This window comes from Priestia sp. MDV22-iso46, assembly GCF_058629175.1.
Genome location: NZ_JBZVWT010000003.1, coordinates 256657 through 275882, shown reverse-complemented (window position 1 = coordinate 275882; position 19226 = coordinate 256657). Strand labels below are relative to the sequence as shown.

Annotated in this window: 21 protein-coding genes; 10 read left to right on the top strand and 11 right to left on the bottom strand. The window is 37.0% G+C overall.

What is annotated here, in order from left to right; genetic code table 11:
* Positions 1-66 precede the first annotated feature (66 nt).
* Together AC4NPH_RS18650 and AC4NPH_RS18645 are read right to left on the bottom strand one after the other, a co-directional pair.
* A complete protein-coding gene (locus tag AC4NPH_RS18650) occupies positions 67-1470 on the bottom strand; it encodes an MFS transporter (protein WP_061859353.1) in 1404 nt (467 codons plus the stop codon).
* A gap of 407 nt (positions 1471-1877) precedes the next feature.
* Positions 1878-2162 (bottom strand): hypothetical protein, encoded by a 285-nt coding sequence (locus AC4NPH_RS18645; RefSeq protein WP_063672160.1) that lies wholly within the window; start codon positions 2160-2162, stop codon positions 1878-1880.
* A gap of 429 nt (positions 2163-2591) precedes the next feature.
* On the opposite strand from AC4NPH_RS18645, the gene AC4NPH_RS18640 reads away from it, so the two are divergent.
* The 5 genes from AC4NPH_RS18640 to AC4NPH_RS18620 all read left to right on the top strand — a co-directional run bounded on the left by AC4NPH_RS18640 (position 2592) and on the right by AC4NPH_RS18620 (position 8226).
* A complete protein-coding gene (locus AC4NPH_RS18640; protein WP_098196755.1) occupies positions 2592-4313 on the top strand; it encodes an ABC transporter substrate-binding protein in 1722 nt (573 codons plus the stop codon).
* A gap of 73 nt (positions 4314-4386) precedes the next feature.
* Entirely contained in the window at positions 4387-5343 is a 957-nt protein-coding gene (locus tag AC4NPH_RS18635) for an ABC transporter permease (protein ID WP_013058100.1), read from the top strand.
* An 11-nt stretch (positions 5344-5354) separates the two neighbouring features.
* A complete protein-coding gene (opp4C, locus tag AC4NPH_RS18630; RefSeq protein WP_013058101.1) occupies positions 5355-6275 on the top strand; it encodes an oligopeptide ABC transporter permease in 921 nt (306 codons plus the stop codon).
* 11 nt (positions 6276-6286) lie between these two features.
* On the top strand, positions 6287-7264 hold the full coding sequence (locus AC4NPH_RS18625; protein ID WP_013058102.1) for an ABC transporter ATP-binding protein: 978 nt from the start codon (positions 6287-6289) through the stop codon (positions 7262-7264).
* The gene (locus AC4NPH_RS18620) at positions 7261-8226 is read left to right on the top strand and encodes an ABC transporter ATP-binding protein (RefSeq protein WP_013058103.1); all 966 of its coding nucleotides are present in this window, start codon (positions 7261-7263) and stop codon (positions 8224-8226) included. The genes AC4NPH_RS18625 and AC4NPH_RS18620 overlap by 4 nt, the downstream gene beginning before the upstream one ends.
* Positions 8227-8309: 83 nt before the next feature.
* On the opposite strand, the gene AC4NPH_RS18615 is transcribed toward AC4NPH_RS18620, so the two are convergent.
* The 3 genes from AC4NPH_RS18615 to AC4NPH_RS18605 form a co-directional block, all read right to left on the bottom strand.
* Positions 8310-8444, bottom strand: a complete 135-nt coding sequence (locus AC4NPH_RS18615) for a hypothetical protein (RefSeq protein ID WP_255260835.1) — start codon at positions 8442-8444, stop codon at positions 8310-8312.
* A gap of 203 nt (positions 8445-8647) precedes the next feature.
* On the bottom strand, positions 8648-9550 hold the full coding sequence (locus tag AC4NPH_RS18610) for a TauD/TfdA dioxygenase family protein (protein WP_053487526.1): 903 nt from the start codon (positions 9548-9550) through the stop codon (positions 8648-8650).
* Positions 9551-9891: 341 nt separating this feature from the next.
* A complete protein-coding gene (locus tag AC4NPH_RS18605) occupies positions 9892-11106 on the bottom strand; it encodes a threonine synthase (protein WP_013058105.1) in 1215 nt (404 codons plus the stop codon).
* A 406-nt stretch (positions 11107-11512) separates the two neighbouring features.
* Between AC4NPH_RS18605 and AC4NPH_RS18600 the strand changes: the two genes are divergently transcribed.
* From AC4NPH_RS18600 to AC4NPH_RS18585, 4 genes are all read left to right on the top strand, one after another.
* Entirely contained in the window at positions 11513-12739 is a 1227-nt protein-coding gene (locus tag AC4NPH_RS18600; RefSeq protein WP_029323185.1) for a dicarboxylate/amino acid:cation symporter, read from the top strand.
* 54 nt (positions 12740-12793) lie between these two features.
* On the top strand, positions 12794-12925 hold the full coding sequence (locus AC4NPH_RS18595) for an FbpB family small basic protein (RefSeq protein WP_098196758.1): 132 nt from the start codon (positions 12794-12796) through the stop codon (positions 12923-12925).
* Positions 12926-13198: 273 nt separating this feature from the next.
* Positions 13199-13870 (top strand): MarR family winged helix-turn-helix transcriptional regulator, encoded by a 672-nt coding sequence (locus AC4NPH_RS18590; protein WP_063672167.1) that lies wholly within the window; start codon positions 13199-13201, stop codon positions 13868-13870.
* A gap of 53 nt (positions 13871-13923) precedes the next feature.
* On the top strand, positions 13924-15450 hold the full coding sequence (locus tag AC4NPH_RS18585; protein ID WP_013058109.1) for an MDR family MFS transporter: 1527 nt from the start codon (positions 13924-13926) through the stop codon (positions 15448-15450).
* 177 nt (positions 15451-15627) lie between these two features.
* On the opposite strand, the gene AC4NPH_RS18580 is transcribed toward AC4NPH_RS18585, so the two are convergent.
* From AC4NPH_RS18580 to AC4NPH_RS18555, 6 genes are all read right to left on the bottom strand, one after another.
* Positions 15628-16035 carry a hypothetical protein gene (locus AC4NPH_RS18580; protein WP_255286346.1) on the bottom strand — a complete coding sequence of 136 codons (408 nt, stop codon included), beginning with the start codon at positions 16033-16035 and terminating at the stop codon, positions 15628-15630.
* Entirely contained in the window at positions 16028-16804 is a 777-nt protein-coding gene (locus AC4NPH_RS18575; RefSeq protein WP_098196759.1) for an SDR family NAD(P)-dependent oxidoreductase, read from the bottom strand. The genes AC4NPH_RS18580 and AC4NPH_RS18575 overlap by 8 nt, the downstream gene beginning before the upstream one ends.
* Before the next feature lie 188 nt (positions 16805-16992).
* Positions 16993-17127, bottom strand: coding sequence for a hypothetical protein (locus AC4NPH_RS18570; RefSeq protein ID WP_255255970.1), 135 nt, complete (start codon positions 17125-17127; stop codon positions 16993-16995).
* Positions 17128-17332: 205 nt separating this feature from the next.
* The gene (locus AC4NPH_RS18565; RefSeq protein ID WP_063672175.1) at positions 17333-17569 is read right to left on the bottom strand and encodes a hypothetical protein; all 237 of its coding nucleotides are present in this window, start codon (positions 17567-17569) and stop codon (positions 17333-17335) included.
* 175 nt (positions 17570-17744) lie between these two features.
* A complete protein-coding gene (locus tag AC4NPH_RS18560) occupies positions 17745-17972 on the bottom strand; it encodes a hypothetical protein (protein WP_061859358.1) in 228 nt (75 codons plus the stop codon).
* 29 nt (positions 17973-18001) lie between these two features.
* Positions 18002-18448 (bottom strand): helix-turn-helix domain-containing protein, encoded by a 447-nt coding sequence (locus AC4NPH_RS18555; protein ID WP_240530797.1) that lies wholly within the window; start codon positions 18446-18448, stop codon positions 18002-18004.
* Positions 18449-18698: 250 nt separating this feature from the next.
* Between AC4NPH_RS18555 and AC4NPH_RS18550 the strand changes: the two genes are divergently transcribed.
* Positions 18699-19205 carry a CcdC protein domain-containing protein gene (locus AC4NPH_RS18550; protein WP_240530798.1) on the top strand — a complete coding sequence of 169 codons (507 nt, stop codon included), beginning with the start codon at positions 18699-18701 and terminating at the stop codon, positions 19203-19205.
* The last annotated feature ends 21 nt before the right edge of the window (positions 19206-19226 follow it).

The following is a 19226-nucleotide window of genomic DNA, read 5'->3' as shown; positions in this document are numbered from 1 at the left end:
AGAAGACTCTTTTTCAGTGTTCATATTTTGCGCAGCAGTTAATGTAGCAGCTGCTTTTTATTTACTTTATTTTTCTGTTTGCTCTGTGTGCCACCATAATGAATCTTTTGGATTTTCAACAGCTTCATTGTATTCAGATTTAGAAGCAACCGTTGGGTATGAACCTTTGAGTGATTTTCCTGCTGTGTTCGCAAACAAGAATAAAATCACGAAAAATCCGATGATGCTCACAATGGTTAAATAAAACGCTGGAGCCAAGTGATTGCCTGTTGCGTGAACTAACCATGTCGCAACTAATGGCGTCGTTCCTCCAAAGATAGAAACTGAAACATTAAACGTGATCGCTAATGTTCGGTAGCGAATATCTGTGTAGAACATTGTTGGCAGCGTTCCTGGCATTGTTCCTTCATACGTAGCAAGTAAAACACCTAGAATAAGAATACCGATTGAAACAAAGACTAAACCATTTAAGTTAATTAAATAGAACGAAAAGGCTGACAGTAAGCTCAATCCACCTAAACCGATCAAGAAAACTTTCTTGTTTCCGATTTTGTCACTCAGTTTTCCAAACATAAGAGCAAGCGGCACCATTAAAATCATAACTGCCGTAATTAATACCGTACCAACTGTGTTTGATAAACCAATAATTTCATTTAAATAAGAAGGCATGTACGATAATAGCATATAGTTTGTAATGTTAAAGAAAGCCACGGCTACGAAACAAACAAACACATCTTTTTTGTGATTTTTTAAAATAGAGAGGAAGCTTTCTTCTTCAACTTCGTCTTCGTTGGAAAGTTCATTTTCAAAAATAGGTGTTTCCCCTAAACTTCTTCGTAAATAAAAACCAATAAGTCCTAAAGGTAATCCTAATAAGAAGGGAATTCTCCAGCCCCATGAGGCCATTTGTTTATCCGACAGAATAAAAAATAGTAAGCTAGCTAGCAGTGAAGCAAGAATATAACCAACAAGTGTACCGATTTCTAGTCCACTTCCAAGTACATTTCGCTTATTATCTGGAGACGATTCTGCAATATACACCATCGCACCAGCATATTCACCACCAGTTGAAAAACCTTGAATGATTCGTGCAATTAATAAAAGGATGGGTGCCCATATACCGATTTGATCATATGTAGGTAACAACCCAATGAGTAATGTGGAAAAGGCCATTAAAATAATGGTGGTGGTTAAAACGACTTTCCTTCCTAACTTGTCCCCAATTTTACCGAATATAACACCGCCTAATGGACGCATTAAAAAGGCAATCGCAAATGTGGCAAATGTGAACACTAATTTGAGCTGATCATTTTCAACTGCGCTAAAAAAGTTTTGACTAATAATTACGGCTAAATATGAATACAAGCCAAAGTCAAACCATTCCATCGCGTTTCCTACTCCTGTAGCAAAGACGCTTTTTTTAGCTTTGTCAATATCTACGACGTTAATTTTTTTCTTATTAAACTTCATTTCATTACGTCACCTCCGCGGTATACGATTATACAAGACTGAGTAGTAAAGTCAAATTTGACTTACTGTATTTCACACTTAAATGTGTTGGAACACTCCTTATTTTTAAGTAAAAAATGAAAACTATTCATGTGATGTTAAATATTAAAAAAGGTTATGGCTAAAGGGATTGAAGCCAAAAAATGCTGAGGAAGGAACGCTAACAAATAAATGAATTAAAACCAAAATAAACTTTTTTTATTTCAACGTACAATTCATTGCTATTTAAAAAACGATTTTCGCCTAAAATAGGGATCGTTTTCGATGGAATTACAGTCACTGAAATAGTAATTTGTCATTAAAGATAGCGCATCTGGTTCACAATGTGCTTGGTAGCAATTTCCACTCAGGTTATCTGACAATTATTGTTACAACTCATTAGATATAAGCTTTATTTTTGTAATAGATACACTGTTTCTATTACAAAAATTATGTAGCCTTAAAAATAAATATAAAGCCCGTTCTAACAAGTGCAGCAATGGATGATTCGGTCCATAGAATAAAACTTTAAGAGTTGGCTGGGGTTCTAGGGATAGAAATTCAACTCCTTTCTCCGTATAATCGTTCGTGGCTTCAAGTAGGTCTTCTACTGTAAAAGCAAGCGGGTTTACAATGCGGCTTTTGGCATATTCTTCAAGTTGAGTATATGCCAAATGAACTCAACTTCCTCACCAAGCTGTTTCTCTGGATGTAAAGATGCCATCTCTCCTTTTTCGAATACCCCCTAAGACAAACTTTAAACCTAAATGTATCCGTATTATATTGAATATAAAGATTCACAACTATAACAATAATTTACATATAATACTTTTTTTACATTTTTTCTATAATAAATGAAAACGTTTTACAATGTGCGGCGTGCTGTTTTTAAGTTTTTATTTTCAAGAAATTACTTTTTATGATAAGTCATATTTCTTTAACTGAAGTCACTTTGATACTTATTGACTCTCCCATATATTAGAAATATCATAAAATAAAACATACTTTTTCGATAAGAATTACATGTTTTATTATACATAGAACTGGAAGTGATAAAAAAGTTTACTGGTTTTGCACAAAGAAAATATAACTTGGGGTGGAAAATGATGAAAAAAATGACTGGTTTAGTGTTAACAATGACTTTTGCTAGCTTTTTATCGGCATGTGCACTAAATAGTAGCACAGATGAAAAAGCTAATAAGGAAACAACTTCTGCTGTACAGACGGCCGACATTAAACAAATAAAAGATCAGGTAATAAAGGCTTCTAACACAGGAAATATTCCTGCCAAAGCGCTAGAAAGAAAAGATACGTTTATTGCTGGAATGTCAGCTCCCGGAGGCGTCTTTTTGCCTTATTTCTACGACAACGGCTGGGATGGAAACGCAACAAGTCCTATCTTTAGCCCTTTAGTAGATTTAGATAAAAACGGAAAACCCATTCCGATTTTAGCAAAAAGTTGGGAAATCTCAGATGATCAGCTTGTTTATACGTTTCACTTAAAAGATGATTTAAAATTCAGCAACGGCTCCCCTCTTACTGCCGATGACGTAGCTTTTACATTAACACTTCTTCACGATCCAGCTTATGACGGATGGGGTGACTTAGCGGCCGCTACAATTAAAGGTGGAAAAGACTATAAAGATGGAAAAGCAAAAACAATAGAAGGAATCAAAGTGGTTGATCCTTTAACAATTAAAATCACAACGGAAAAAGTAAACGCAAAAGCGCTTTTATTACTAGGCGGTATCGTGCTATCAAAAGATTATTACGGAAAAGACTATACGTACGGTCATTTAGATTATTTAAAGAAGCTCTACTCTAAGCCTGTAGGATCTGGACCTTATAAACTGGAAAGATATATTCCCGGTCAAGAAATACGCTATGTTGCAAATAAAAACTATTATGACGGCCCGCCTAAAGTGAAGAATTTCATTTATAAAGTAACCACGCCAGAAACAACTTCTCAGCTATTTGAAGCAGGCGAAACAGACTATGACCGTTTTCCAGCAGAACCGGAAAGCGTAGAGCAGCTTAAAGAGCTAGGTTTTGCAAATATCAAAGTGACAACCGCTAACTCTTATAGCTACGCGTATATTAACAATACTAAGCCTTATTTGAAAGATAAAGCCGTTAGACAAGCATTGATATACGGACTTGATCGTCAAAAAATTACGGACGTTACGTATAAAGGATATGGCACTGTCGCTAATGTACCTGTTTCTCCTGTTTCATGGGCATACACAGAGGATGGTATCAACAAATATAAATATGATGTCAAAAAAGCTAAACAGCTATTAGATGAAGCAGGATGGAAAGTCGGAAAAGACGGAATACGAGCTAAAGGTGAAGCGAAGCTGAAAATTAGTTATTTAACAAGCAGAAATGACGACGACTTTATTCCAATCGCAAAAGAAAATTACAAGGCGCTCGGCATTCAATTTAACCCGGAAGTATTAGACTTTAATACGCTTTTGACTAAGCTGAATAAAAAAGATTACGACTTAGCTGCCGTTTCTACACCTATGCTTTCTGATCCTGACGATGCAGTCGCTGATTTAGCTTCGACTCATCCTGATAATTCAGCAGGCTATTCAAATCCTAAAGTAGATAAATTGCTAGAAGAAAGCGTTAGCACTACGGATATTAACGAACGCAAAAAGATTTACCATGAACTGTATAAAGAATTATCTGATGATCCACCCGTTATTTTACTGAATTACCGCAAAGTCATTCACGCTAATAATGCACGCATTAGTGGACTTAATCCAGATAATTTCACTGGGATTTCTTCGAGCCTTCCAAACCTTTCAATTAAAGAGTGAAGTCTCCTTTCATGTATAGGTGAAAAATAGTGCCTGGTCCTAGCCCCCGGGCACTTTTAGGGAGGAACACGTATTGAAACAATATATTTTTTATCGATTTTTACAAATGATTCCTATTTTAATTGGAACATCTTTTCTTATTTTTGTTCTTTTTGCTTTATTGCCCGGGGATTATATCGATTCAAACCCTAAACTGACTCCGGAAAGAGCTCAGGAACTACGAGAATTATATGGACTTGATAAGCCGATTTTAGAAAGATACGTAAGGTGGTTTACAGATTTAGTAAAAGGTGATTTTGGTTTTTCATTAAAGTACCAAGAACCTGTAACGTCATTATTAAATAAATTCATTTGGAACTCATTTCTTATAGCTGCAGTTTCTCTATTTTTCACCTGGACAATCGCTCTATTTACAGGGGTTATTTCAGCTGTAAAACAGTACTCTTGGTTCGATGGTTTCGTTACACTTGGTGTTTTTGCTGCTATGTCCTTCCCTTCTTTCTTTATTGGTTTATTGCTTATTAAATTTTTTGCTGTTGATTTAGGAATTCTTCCAATCGGAGGGATGATTGATACAGGCAGCAATACAACAAAGCTAGCTTATCTGCTAGAAGTGAGTAAACATATGGTACTGCCGGTGGCGATTTTGACTCTTCTAAGCGTAGGTTCATTAACCAGATATTTTCGTACAGGAATGCTTGAAGTCGTTCGGCAAGATTATATACGAACAGCACGTGCAAAAGGATTAAAAGAACGTTCTATCATTTTTAAGCACGCGTTAAAAAATGCGTTGCTTCCTGCTATTACGCTGTTAGCTTTTGAACTGCCCGGGCTATTTTCCGGTGCGATTATAACAGAACAAATTTTCAACTGGCCCGGGGTGGGCAGAATTCAGCTCGAAGCATTAAGCTTTAGAGATTATCCAGTCTTAATGTCTTTTACGATGCTACTTTCTTTCTTAACGATTATAGGTAACTTTTTAGCAGATATTACATATGCAGCGGTCGATCCGCGAATCCGGTTAAAGTAGGCGATTATTGTATGGAAACTTCATTAGTAACAGATCAGCCGCAAAAAGACGCAGTTTCAAAACCAATATCACTATGGAAACAAACGTATATGCGGCTGCGAAAAAATAAATTAGCGATAAGCGGATTATTCTTTTTGCTTGCCATGATTGCTTTTAGTTTTATTGGCCCTTTGTTTTCTCCTTATGTTAATAGTACCGTAAACGTTAATTTAATGAATCATCCGCCAAGCGCAGAGCATTGGTTAGGTACAGATAAGTACGGAAGAGATGTACTTACCCGCTTGATGCTTGCTGGTCAAATTTCTCTCACTGTAGGAATTGCTTCTATGGTTCTATCCGTTTTAATTGGCTCTGTTTTAGGAGCTGTTGCTGGTTTTTACCGAGGTATCATTGATCAAGTGCTGATGCGGCTAGCTGACATATTGATGTCTATACCTGGCCTTCCTCTTTTATTGATCATGGGCGCTATTTTATCAGAATGGAAAACGCCTTCTGAATACCGTATTTATATTATTATGCTAATGCTCAGTTTAATTGGCTGGCCGGGACTTGCAAGGCTTGTTCGCGGCCAAGTTCTTTCACTGCGTGAACAGCCTTTTATTCAAGCCGCACAAATATTAGGTTTAAGCGATAAAAGAAAGATTTTTTATCATTTAATCCCTAATATTTTCCCTTTATTATTGGTTGTTGCTACTTTAAACGTAGCAGGAGCTATTTTAAGTGAGTCTGCTTTAAGCTACTTGGGACTAGGCGTCACTCCCCCTACACCTTCTTGGGGAAATATGATTGATGCAGCTAATAATTTAGTTGATTTTAAAAAGCGACCTTGGCTTTGGATTCCACCAGGCGCTGCCATCTTTTTAACGGTCATTTCTATTAATCTTCTTGGAGACGGTTTAAGAGATGCTCTTGATCCTAAAATGAAAAGGTAGGTAATGAATAGATGAATACACCTTTACTAGAATTAAAAGACTTACACACCTCTTTTCATACGGAAGAAGGTACGGTTACAGCAGTAAACAACGTCAGCTTTTCCATTAATCCCGGTGAAACGGTATGTATCGTTGGTGAATCGGGTTGCGGGAAAAGCGTAATGGCTCTATCCATTATGCAGCTGCTTTCTGATTCAGGGGAAATTACAGACGGTATGATTTTATTTAATGGATCAAATCTATTAGAAAAAACAAAAAAAGAGATGAGAAAAATTAGAGGAAAAGACATTGGGATGATTTTTCAAGAACCGATGACATCTCTAAATCCAGTATTCACTATTGGAGACCAAATTACCGAGACTCTATTAGAGCATCTATCTATCAGTAAAGCTGAAGCTTATGATAAAGCCATTGAACTTGTTACGCTTTTAGGGATACCCAATGCTAAAAAAATAGTAAAAAGTTATCCGCACGAGCTAAGCGGCGGTATGCTTCAGCGGATTATGATTGCGATTGCACTCGGGTGCAACCCTAAGCTATTAATTGCCGATGAACCTACTACTGCTCTAGATGTAACGATTCAAGCTCAAATATTAGATCTATTACAAACTATAAAACATGATCTTGGTACATCAATCTTATTTATCACACATGATCTCGGCGTTGTAGCTGAAATGGCTGATACCGTAATGGTGATGTATGCAGGTAAAATCGTAGAAAAAGCACAGGTAGTTGAGCTATTTCAAAATCCAAAACACCCCTATACGAAGGGTCTGCTTCGCTCAAAGCCGGTTATCGGCAAACGAACACAAAGGCTGCATTCGATATCAGGGCAAGTACCAAAACTTACGGACCTTACAGAAAGTTGTTATTTTAGCGAGCGCTGTGAACACTGTATGGATATTTGCAAAACACAAGCTCCTCCCTTCATTTCAGAAAATGACCACTACACAGCCTGCTGGCTTTATAAGGAAGGTAAAGATCAATGAATGAAACGCTGTTAGAAGTAAACAACTTAAAAAAATTTTACTCCTCCAAATCTACGTTATTTAAATCAGTAAACGAACAAGTAAAAGCGGTGGACGGAGTAACTTTTTCAATTAAAAAAGGTGACATTTTCGGATTGGTTGGTGAGTCAGGAAGCGGTAAGTCTACTTTAGGAAAAACCATTTTAAGACTTCATAATAAAACAAGCGGAGACGTATTTTTTAAAGGAAAGAACGTTTTTAAGCTGTCAAAAAAAGAGCTGATTCATTACCGTTTGCAGTCACAGCTCGTCTTTCAAGATCCTTTTAGTTCTTTAAACCCTCGAATTAGAATAGGCGAAGCGATTGGAGAAGCTATGATTCAACATAAATTAGCTTCTCGAACTAACGTAAGAGATCAAGTCTTGTCGATTATGGAGAAATGCGGTTTATCTCCTTACCATATAGACAGATACCCGCACGAATTTTCAGGCGGACAACGTCAGCGAATTGTCATTGCCAGAGCCATGGCTTTAAACCCTGAATTTGTTGTAACAGATGAGCCAGTATCTGCACTGGACGTATCAATCCAAGCTCAAATTATTAATTTGTTTAGTGAACTTCAAGAAAAAGAAAATTTGTCTTATCTGTTTATTTCACATGATTTAAGCGTCGTCGAGCACCTGTGTAACAAGGTTGCTATTATGTATTTAGGAAATATTGTGGAGCAAGCATCAAGAGATGAATTATTCAAAAATCCACTGCACCCTTATACAAAAGCGCTTTTATCTGCCATACCGATACCTGATCCAACCATCAAAAGAGAAAAAATCATTTTGAAAGGTGAAATACCAAGTCCGATTACACCTCCCTCTGGGTGTAAGTTTAGGACAAGATGTCCGATTGCCCAGAAGAAATGTGCAGATATTCCACCTGACTACAAAGATGTCGGTTCTAATCATTTTGTAGCGTGTCACTTTGTATAAAGACCCATAAGAAGGCATTGAGACATAACGAAATCAATTCAATCTAAAGACGAACAAATGGGATAAATGAGCTGAACTGCTTGTTACAACGCTGTTGATTTCCGTGCAAGACTTCGCTTTCCACGGGCGGCCGGTGAGCCTCCTCGTCGCTTACGCTCCTGCGGGCTCTCACCTATTCCGCTTTTCCCGCAGGAGTCTTCGCCTTGCCCTCCAACCAAAAGCTAGAAGCAGCCAAACACATTAAATCTATGTTCACCATGACAAAAAGATCCGAAATGTTAATCAATAATTTTGATTAACATTTCGGATTTCACTTCAACTAAAAGATTTTTGTCTCAGCCTCTTCTTATTATAAGTGCGAAACTTTTCTCACCTGCCTTTGCTTTGAAAGAAACATGCTGGTACAAAATAGAACCTGATTTCATTCTTCTTTTTTATAAGTAATACTCGTTTGCCCGTCGATACTCACAGGCACTTCTCCAACCAAAGTAACTCGTCTCATAACGCGGTGCTTTTCTCCGTAGTCATTAATTGCATAGTGCTGGGTTGCGCGATTATCCCAAATCGCAATATCACCTGCTTTCCAGTGCCAGCGAACCGTGTTTTCTAGTCTTGTTACATGGTCTTGCAGAATTGAAAAAAGATGATTTGAATCCGAAGAAGATAACCCTTTAATTTTTTTAACAAAATGTCCTAACACTAACGTACGCTCTCCCGTTTCCGGGTGAATTCTTACGACTGGATGTTCTGTTTCATATACAGTAGAAGCGAATACTTTACGGTGACGCTCTAAATCTTCTTGTGAGCGATTAGGATGTCTTCCTCCATAATCATAGTCATTCGTATGCACGGCCCAAAGCTGATCAGCTAGCTGACGCAGCTCTGAAGGAAGGTTTTGATAGGCAACGGCCGTATTTGCCCAAACTGTATCTCCTCCTGCTTCTGGGACAACTACAGCTCGAAGGATCGATGCTTTCGGGTATGTATCGATGAACGTTACATCGGTATGCCAAGAGTTAGCTCGTCCTCCTCGTTCAGAATCAAGTTCAAATAAATAATTGCTGCCTTCTTTTATCGGAACGGTAGGATGCGCTTCCGGTTCACCAAATAACGCAGCGAAGGCCTCTTGTTCAGCATCGTCAATATGCCCTTGGCCTCTAAAAAAGACCACTTTATGCTTTAGCAAAGCTTTGTTAATGGCATTGAGTGTCTCGGCATTTAAATTTGAAGATAAATGCACTCCTTTTATTTCTGCTCCAATGTGACCAGCGATGGGCTGTACTTCTAAAACCGAATTTGCTGCGCTTTTGCTAACTGTACTCATGATACGTCCTCCTCGTAAGTTCCCTAAAAAGAGAGCTTTTCATTTTTTATGACAAATTCATTTTCTAGAGTATAGCCGTATTTCTAAAAAACAAAAAGGACCAGTCCATTCGCTTGAGCGATCGTCCGGCCCCAGTTGCCTGGTAGCATTACATTCAGCTTTAATTCCTAGTAAATCAATTTGTTTAATTGAATAATAGATTACTAACAAAAATAAGTCAATATATTTAAAATAATCTAAATTTTGAATTTACTATTTATGATTTGGACAGGATCAAATTAAAAAATAGATCTCCGCTTAGACTGCTTAAAGTCGGAGATCTATTTGGATGTTTTTTTATTTTATTTTTTAGTAAGGCTGCCATTTCGCTCTAAAATAGGTACTTCAATATCTACCGTGTTTGGATATTTAACTCCAAGCCCTGTATTTAAAGCAACAACCGTTTCGTTTTCTTTAATCCAGCCTTCTTCTCTTAAACGGCGTGCAGCTAAGAATGTAGCAGCACCTTCAGGACAAATGAACGAACCTTCAAGCTGCGCAACCTTTTTTTGTTCCTCCACAATCTTATCTTCGTCCACCGCAATCGCGCATCCATTTGTATTGTATACGGCCTCTAAAACAAGAAAGTCCCCGATTGCTTTTGGTACGTTGATACCAAAGGCAATGGTTGAAGAATCCGGCCAAAATTCAGATTCTTGTTTTCTCTCATTCCATGCTTTTACAATAGGCGCGCAGTTTTCAGCTTGTACCGCAACTAAACGAGGAAGATCACCTTTAATCCAGCCAAGCTCTTTTAATTCATTTAACGCTTTGTAGATTCCGATTAATCCAACGCCTCCTCCTGTTGGATATAAAATTACATCAGGAAGATTCCAAGAAAACTGTTCAGCAATTTCCAGGCCCATTGTTTTTTTACCTTCAATTCGATACGGCTCTTTAAGCGTAGAAGCGTCATAAAGACCCCAGGCTTTAATAGCTTCACCGACAATTTTACCCGCATCGCTGATGAGTCCATCGACTAGGTAAAGGTCAGCTCCAGCGACAGCACACTCATTTCGTGTAATAACAGGCGCATCTTTTGGCATCACGACGGTTGCTTTTATGTCAGCGCGTGACGAATAAAGCGACCAAGCAGCTCCTGCGTTGCCATTTGTAGGCATCGCTAACTGTTCAACGCCAAGTTCTTTTGCTTTTGACACACCTACAGCGGCGCCTCTAGCTTTAAATGAGCCCGTTGGAATAATGCCTTCATCTTTCATATATAAGTTTTGAATGTTCATTTCTTTACCTAGCTTAGGCATTTTTATAAGCGGAGTCATCCCTTCTCCTAAGGAAACGACGTTTTCTGGATCTTCTACTGGAAGCAGTTCATGATATCTCCATAGATTTGGTTCTCTGCTTTGGACATCTTCTGGACTTAGATTGTCTTTCAGTCTCTCTAAATCATACGCTACTAATAAAGGTGAGCCACATTCACATAATTGATGTTTTTCTTTTGGACTATATTCATTTTTACATTTAGGACAATATAAGTGAGAAACATAACTAAACGGCATCATACACACTCCTTTAAATTCTGTAAACATAATACCATATATAAAATATAATTTATAGTATTTTTATCAGAATTATAAGGTATGACTTATTCATGGTTTTATAGATCATTAATAAAAGCGTAAAAACCTTAAAATATCAGGGTTTTTACGCTTTTTCTAACACTGCTTATATTACTTTTTTTAACATTAAACCCAGTAATTTTAGATAAAAACCCGAAGAATAAACAAAATCCACACTTTACTTATAGGAATAATTGTTTTAGTATGTAAAAAGATATTTTAAGGAGGTATTTTAGGTGAACGCACTTTCGATAGTGAATAAGCATAATAATAGCATGTGTACTTGTCTAATTCTCAAAGGTTACTAAAGCAAAAACAATACTACACTACAAGGAGAATTGGACAGATGGCTGCAAAAAAGAAATTTAAGCTTAATTTAGGATTAAAAGTAATTATCGGATTAATTCTTGGATTGATCGTTGGTTATGTTAGTAAAGAAGTTGGTTTAAAGTTAGAAATAGTAGGAAAAGCGTTTATCCAGCTTATTCAAATGGTTATTGTCCCTCTTGTTTTCCCACTGATTGTATTAGGAATCACAGGGATGCATGATACAAAAAAGCTGGGACGAGTAGCGTTTAAAACGCTTCTCTATTTTGAGATTGTGACTACAGTATTAATTATATTAGGAATACTCATTGCTAAAGTAACAAATGTAGGTGGACATATGCATGTAGGTGCAGTGGATACTTCCTCGTTAGGAAACCTAGCAAAAGGCATCGACTTTGGAGAGTTTTTCTTAAGTATTATTCCAAGCAATATTGTAGAAGCAATGGCACAAGGAAAGCTGTTGCCGATTATTTTCTTTGGTATTTTTGTAGGGTTAGCTCTTACATCACTTGAAGATAAAGCGAAGCCGGTTATTACATTTTTTGAAGCATGGCTACAAGCTATGTTTAAAGTAGTCGAATACGCGGTATCGTTTGCCCCAGTTGGCGTATTTGGATTTATCTCATTTAGCGTGGCTAAATACGGGATTGGCAGCTTGCTTTCTTTAGGTCAATTTGTAGGTATTACGTACTTATCTTTTGCCGTTACGGCATTTGTTGTGTTTCCGATTATCGCACTTATTTTCCGTATCCCTTACAAGGAACTGTTAAAAAGAACCGGAGATTTGATTTTATTAACGTTTACAACGCGCAGCTCAGAGGCTTCTATGCCGCTGCTGATTCATCGATTAGAAAAGTTCGGAGTGTCACGTTCTGTCACTTCTTTTGTATTACCAACCGGCTATTCTTTTAATCTAGATGGAGCTAGCATCTATATTAGTGTAGCGATTATCTTTCTTGCCAATGTATATAACCTACCTCTTAGTCTTGAACAAATTATTGTGATCATTGGTTTATTAATGCTTATGACGAAAGGATTAGCAGGCGTTCCTTCGGCTGTCATCGTTGTACTGTTAGCTGCCGCGAAAGAAATTGGCTTACCTGCAGAAGGAGTCGCTTTATTATTAGCAGTTGATTTCTTTGTAGACATGGGCCGTTCAGCATTAAATGTCGTAGGAAACTCTTTAGCTACTGTTGTTATCGCAAAGTCTGAGAAGTCGTTTCATTTTAATGCCGAGGACAAATAACAGTACATTCACCCTCATGATTCAAAAACACGATAGTCAGAAAGAAGTGTTAGTTTGTTTAAACAAAGAAAATCATTTGAAGAGCTGGTAAAAGAAAATAAACAAGCATTATTAAAAGACAAAAAAGCAATGGAGAAAATCGAAAAACGTATTAAAAAACGCCATGAAGTGATAAAGCTAACTTAGTACAGTTAGCTTTATCACTTTATTTTGTAATCATATCTTTTAGCAAACTTACTTAATCAAGTAAGGGATTTCTATAGAATATACAGCTTTTATGCATATGTTTAACTTTGTCAAAGTATCTTTTTTATAAGAAATTGACATTTTAGTAAGGTACCTTTATTATTTGATAAGGTACCTTATTTTTATTTCAAATGAATCCTTCCTATCTTATTAAAAGGATAAAATTTTTTATGTAGATAAGTGCAGCGTTAAATTAGTAAGGAGGCTTTTATCATGAATGAAAGAGATAACGAATATTTACACGAGCAAGATTTGATTGATCAATTTTTCAGGTTCCAGAGACAGCTGGCAAGATACCAGCGACACTACTTTATTAATCGAAGAGATGCTGGAGCACTAGGTGATCAGCACCGGGGGCAAGGACGGATATTAAAATTATTAAAATTGCAGCCTAAAACTACACAAAAAGAGCTGTCGTACTTACTGGATATGAGACCTCAGTCAATAGGTGAATTACTTAGTAAGTTAGAAAGAAAAGGTTACATTGTTCGTACGCCATCTGAGAAAGATCGGCGAGTACTTTCCGTTGAGCTAACAGAAGCTGGACTAGAAGCTATCGAGGCTACGGAGGAACAAGACAATAACTCAGGCATCTTTGATGTTCTTTCAGAAGAAGAGCAGGATACTCTTTCACATTTAATGCAAAAGTTAAATACTTATTTAGATGAAGAAATGTTAAAACAAGGTCATGATGAAAATCAAGAATTTCGACGCCATAATGACCTACGAGGATTTGGACCTCACCACAGATTTTTTGGTGGTGATCCAGAGCATGGTCCAAGAAGTTTTGGGCGCGGACCTTGGGGAGACGGTGCTGAATTTAGAACACCGAGATTTAGAAACCGAAATCCCCGAGAGACTAATAGAGATAATAACGAGAAATGATTCACATGCTGTTTAGTGATCATTTCTAATAATTTCACGAGAGGAAACGCAATATGGAAAACATCTCAAATGTTGGAGAACAAGTTTTAAATAATAAAAACAATAAAATACTAGTAATGACTGGATTAATGATTGGAATTATTTTTTCTGAGCTTGATGAAACAGTTGTAAATACAGCCATGCCAACGATTATACGTGATCTTGGCGGATTATCTATGTATGGCTGGGTTGCAGGCATCTATATGCTAGCTCTATCTGCTTTCATGCCTATACTAGGAAAATTAGCCGATTTATTTAGTCGAAAAAAAGTCTACTTCGCTTCTATGGCTTTCTTTATTGGAGGCTCCATTATATGCGGGCTTTCTCATTCAATGATTATGCTTTTAATTGGAAGAGGAATTCAAGGACTTGGCGCGGGTGGCCTCATGCCATTAGCCATGACGATTTCGAGTGATTTGTTCCCTGTTGAACAACGAGCAAAAGTTCAAGCGTTTATGGGACCAGTTATGTTTATCCCTATGCTTTTAGGCCCGCTAATGGGAGGCTTTTTTGTAGATCAAGCAAGCTGGCATTGGATTTTCTTCGTGAATATTCCAGTGGGATTAATAGCAGTCATTTTTTTAGCAAGTGGGTTAAAAGAAGTACATGAAAGAAAAAAAGTAACAATTGATTGGGCAGGAGCTATTCTTCTAGTAGCTGCAATCATTTCGTTATTAATTACGCCTGTTTTAGTCGAGAACGAAGGGTATACGTGGAGCTCTCCATTTATCGTTTCGCTACTATGTGTAGGCGTGATTTTAATTGGACTGTTTATTTGGGTGGAATCAAAAGTGATTGAACCTATTGTACCGCTGCATCTATTTAGAAATCGTAATATTTTAGTATTGTCACTGCTTGTTTTTACTGTAGGCTGTGGATTGATGGGCTCATTCTCATCTTTCCCTTACTTTGCACAAAACGTATTAGGCCTTACTCCTACAGAATCTGGGTATTTAACTTTGCCCATGATGGTAGGTGCTGTTGCAACCTCAATCGTTTCTGGATTTCTATTAACAAAAGTTCGGTACCGCGAATTATTCGTGATTTCTTTCATTATGCCTGTTATCGGTTTTTATTTATTTTCTAAATTAGATATTAGTACCACTACCCTGCAGGTCATTATTTTCTTTTTTATCACCGGTCTTGGTTTAGGCGTTATGTTCGGTGGAGATAACTTAATTGTTCAAGAATCTGTAGAAAAAGAACACAAAGGAATTGCCTTGGCAACCGTTCCATTGTTTCAGTCTATTGGCGCAACTGTCGGAGTAAGTATGTTTGGGACGCTATTATCTTCCACACTTACGTCAAATCTAAGCAGTTTAGGCGATGAATTGCCTAAAAGTATGGCAAATAACATGAATAGCCTGGCAGCAGGAGGAATTCCAAGTGGACTTACTCCAGAATTATTTATGAAAATTAAAGTTTTATTTATTGAATCGTTTCAGCATATCTATACTTACGCATTTGTACTTACGATCATTGCCTTTGTTTTATGCTTCTTTCTAAAAAAAGAAGTGCTATCTTCAAAATCAGAAGAGTAATAAAAGAGATTCTTGCTTTAGCCAAAGGTGTATTTGTACAACAGTCGTTCCGAAAAATGCAAAAGCCAATTCGAATTTAACACGAATTGGCTTTTTTTATTAATAGATTAAAGATTTTACTTTAGTTGTTCCTAATTCATATTACTATGGGCTGTACTCTTGATGGTTCTTTCTTTTTTAAATAGATTTATTAGTACTCTCTTTCTTAAAGACTCCTATTAACATCGTAACAAGTCCTACTAAGAAGAAAAATGGAAACAATAACATCATTAATGCAACTCCTGCAAAACCTTCTTCCTGACTAATAGCATATAGAACCGAAACCACCCATGAAAAAAATGGAGCTATGATCAATATAATCGTTGTTCCCCACACTATATATTTTCTTTTAGCTGTTTTCCCTCGGCTTAGTCCGCTTGCAAACATAAGCCCTACTACTAAAACTGTTAATGCCACTCCAATTGCCATTTCATCACCGCCTTTAGCAGCCAGTTTCTCTTTTACTTTACACCGTTTTCTTTTTTGCCTCTTGGACGGAAATAAATACGCTTGTAACAACAAGTAAGAGTAAATATTCTTACTCAAACCTAAATCCAATCCCACCGTCTACAATAATGTTTTGACCCGTAACAAACGAAGCATCATCAGAAAGGAGCCATTTTACTGCTTTTGCGGCTTCAATCGGATCACCAATTCTGCCCAGCGCGTTTAGCTTTTGATAGGATTCATTGAGCTTTGCTTTTTCGTCTTCAGATAGATTTGAAAACCTTTCTTCTAACATAGGCGTACGAAATGCACCTGGGCACAGAGAGTTAATTCTTATATGTTGATGGCCATATTCTTGAGCAACTGACTTCGTTAAAGCAATCACACCGCTTTTCCCAGCCGCATATACGCCAGTCCCTGCTGAACATAAAATAGCGTCCATTGACGATGTATTTACAATGACCCCGCTATTTTGTTTGGTCATTACCTGCAACTGATATTTCATACAAAGCCATACACTTTTTAACGTAACGTTTATTAAATGGTCAAAGTCTTCTTCTTTGAATTCATGGGTAGCATTAGAAGCTGCCTCCGTGTTAGCCGCATTACTAAAGCTCACATCAATTTTTCCAAACGTCGAGTATGTTTGGCTCACGAGATTTTTAACATCTTGACTATTCGTTACATCCGTTTTGATAAAAAGAGAGTGAGGAGACCACTTTCTTAATACAGAAAGAGCTTCTTCTCCTTTTTCACTATTTCTAGAAGCAATCACGATATGCATGCCCTCTTTTGCGAGTAATTCCGCTGTAGCTAAGCCAATCCCCGACGTTCCACCCGTAATAATCCCTACTTTTTCTTCAAACATATAGTTCTCCCCTTTTGCGTTTAATGAAGTCCCAACAAATTAAATGTAGTAACATTAGCCATAGAAGTTATTCAGTTTTGGGTAGATTAATACCTGCTTCGAAACACTAAAAAGAGAGTAAGACACAACTAAAGCAATTCAATCTAAAGGCGAGCAAATTGGATACATGAGCTAGTTTAGGTCACTCGCTACATCGCTGTTGATTTCTGTGCAAGGCTTCGCTTTCCGCGGGCACCCGCTGAGCCTCCTCGTCGCTTACGTTCCTGCGAGGTCTCACCTATTCCGCTTTTCCCGCAGGAGTCTTCGCCATGCCCTCCAATCAACCGCTAGAAGCACCTACCCACATAAACGAAACCTACGTCCATCACAATAACAAAAAAATCCGAACGAGTTTGATTCTCCATCCCTCGTTCGGATTCACCTTCAACTAAACTACTTTTGTCTCAACCTCTTTTAATTAGCCACTAACTTGATTATGAGAAACAGATAAAGTAGATTTTCGATTCCATAAATAGAAAGCATAACCGCTTAAAAATAGATTCTCGTTCTAAACGACATGTTTTGTTGAAAAGAGAAGAAATGCTGCCACTTTTTTGTTTTTGTGAGATAAAAAGCTATTCCTATTGCCAAAGGAACGATTCCTAAAAACTGAAGATAATGTGTAGTAGGATGCGTCATGCTCACGTATGCACCGTTTACCACAAACCAAAAAATGACTAAGATTTCTAGACCAATAACTTTCCACAAAAGTTTTGACTTAATCATTACTAAACCAACTTTCTCCTTTAGCGTTCATTAATAACCTATACTATTCGCTTTAAGAATTTTATATGTTACTGACTCTTTTATCATTTGAGCTCGTAGAAAGTACTGAGTAAAGTTTAAGGCAACGTTCTATCCGTTTAAAATAAGGAGATGGCTTTCTACTGTTTTACTGTGATTATACAAGGTACAAAAACGCACAAAATCCTGCCCACGTGACATAATCACTGAGCTCCATCTTTTTACCGCCTCTAACAAGTACATTTACAGCCCAGTTCAAAACATTTCCTTCAGACGTTTTATCTACATACTTTCTCGCTAAAGAGTATGCGACCACTCGAAATAAGTAATAGCTGGCTAAACATAAAAGAGATATGATCATAAAATTCAAATTCAATTCTTTCACCTGGTACACCTCATCGTTTTTCTGCTATTTCATCCTTGTTCATAAAAATCTTTTTTGACGTCTTTTAAAAGTTTTAAGATATCTTTATAAAAACAAGTAATTAACATTCCAGCGATATTGGACACCATCGTAATTGTAAGATTGCCGATAATCAGGCTAAGTAAAGTACCAAGAAACATAATACCTATTCCGATATAAAAACCTGGGTGAAACAGTTCATCGTCGTCCTCTTTTTCTTCTTCACGAATGTTCATTCTGTTTTGTAATGTGGCATCCTTTTTAATAAATTCATCAATAGTCGTCTCGTAGATGTCGCTTAATTTTAAAAGATGCTGAATGTCAGGATAGCTTTTATTATTCTCCCACTTATGTATGTGCTGTACCGATACACTCAGCTGCTCAGCAACCTCTTCTTCCGACATCTTTTGTTCTTCTCTTAACTTTTGCAATTGATTTCCTAACCTCAACTCATTCACCTCTATAACTATGACAGCGTGTAAACAAAATTTATTTACACTACGCTTTCTATAATTCTAACATATTATGGTAAAAAAGAGATAAACAGTTAATGAAGCATATACAAAAAACTAAAACGGCAGTCATAAAAAATAATGAGAATTCTCATGTGTAAAAATGAAAGAATGCACTTTTATCTCCATCCTTTTATTGTTTATACTAAATAGTGGATTGTACGAACATCGAAATAAAAAAGGAGGAAACATGACGATGGAAATGCTATTTATTTATATATTGGTTATCGCTCTTATTGGATTCATTATTTGGAGAAGGGTTAAAAGGAAACATAGACCCATTAAAAGGAATGGACTTGGTATATTAGCTCCTATTTTGTTCATATTAATTGCATTTTCACTTAGTCTAAGTCAGATGATGCACATACCAGGCCAGCCCTTTCACTTACCTCCATACTGGGAAATGATGATTGCTGGTGTACTAGGTGCTATATTCGGACTCATTATGCTTAGCCAAACAGACTATGAAGTAAGAGAAGATGGCTTTATTTATTCAAAGCCAAATAAGAATTTTAAATATGTGATTATCGCCATTATCTTTATAAGAATGGCTTTGAGCCAATACTTCAAAGGCTTAGATTCCATAGACTTCGCGGTCTTAACGATGACACTAGCTTTTATATATATTGTCATTTGGAGAGTTGGCAGCTATATGAAATTCCGTAAATTAAACGGTGATAATTACAGCGTAAATGCTGGGTAATCATCAATATAACTAGTCCTT

Coding starts and splice junctions, on each gene's coding strand:
- AC4NPH_RS18625 (WP_013058102.1), top strand. CDS start 6,287: ATGAATACACCTTTACTAGAATTAAAAGACTTACACACCTCTTTTCAT.
- AC4NPH_RS18650 (WP_061859353.1), bottom strand. CDS start 1,470: ATGAAGTTTAATAAGAAAAAAATTAACGTCGTAGATATTGACAAAGCT.
- AC4NPH_RS18600 (WP_029323185.1), top strand. CDS start 11,513: ATGGCTGCAAAAAAGAAATTTAAGCTTAATTTAGGATTAAAAGTAATT.
- AC4NPH_RS18590 (WP_063672167.1), top strand. CDS start 13,199: ATGAATGAAAGAGATAACGAATATTTACACGAGCAAGATTTGATTGAT.
- AC4NPH_RS18620 (WP_013058103.1), top strand. CDS start 7,261: ATGAATGAAACGCTGTTAGAAGTAAACAACTTAAAAAAATTTTACTCC.
- AC4NPH_RS18585 (WP_013058109.1), top strand. CDS start 13,924: ATGGAAAACATCTCAAATGTTGGAGAACAAGTTTTAAATAATAAAAAC.
- AC4NPH_RS18640 (WP_098196755.1), top strand. CDS start 2,592: ATGATGAAAAAAATGACTGGTTTAGTGTTAACAATGACTTTTGCTAGC.
- AC4NPH_RS18610 (WP_053487526.1), bottom strand. CDS start 9,550: ATGAGTACAGTTAGCAAAAGCGCAGCAAATTCGGTTTTAGAAGTACAG.
- AC4NPH_RS18575 (WP_098196759.1), bottom strand. CDS start 16,804: ATGTTTGAAGAAAAAGTAGGGATTATTACGGGTGGAACGTCGGGGATT.
- AC4NPH_RS18605 (WP_013058105.1), bottom strand. CDS start 11,106: ATGCCGTTTAGTTATGTTTCTCACTTATATTGTCCTAAATGTAAAAAT.
- AC4NPH_RS18550 (WP_240530798.1), top strand. CDS start 18,699: ATGGAAATGCTATTTATTTATATATTGGTTATCGCTCTTATTGGATTC.
- AC4NPH_RS18565 (WP_063672175.1), bottom strand. CDS start 17,569: ATGATTAAGTCAAAACTTTTGTGGAAAGTTATTGGTCTAGAAATCTTA.
- opp4C (WP_013058101.1), top strand. CDS start 5,355: ATGGAAACTTCATTAGTAACAGATCAGCCGCAAAAAGACGCAGTTTCA.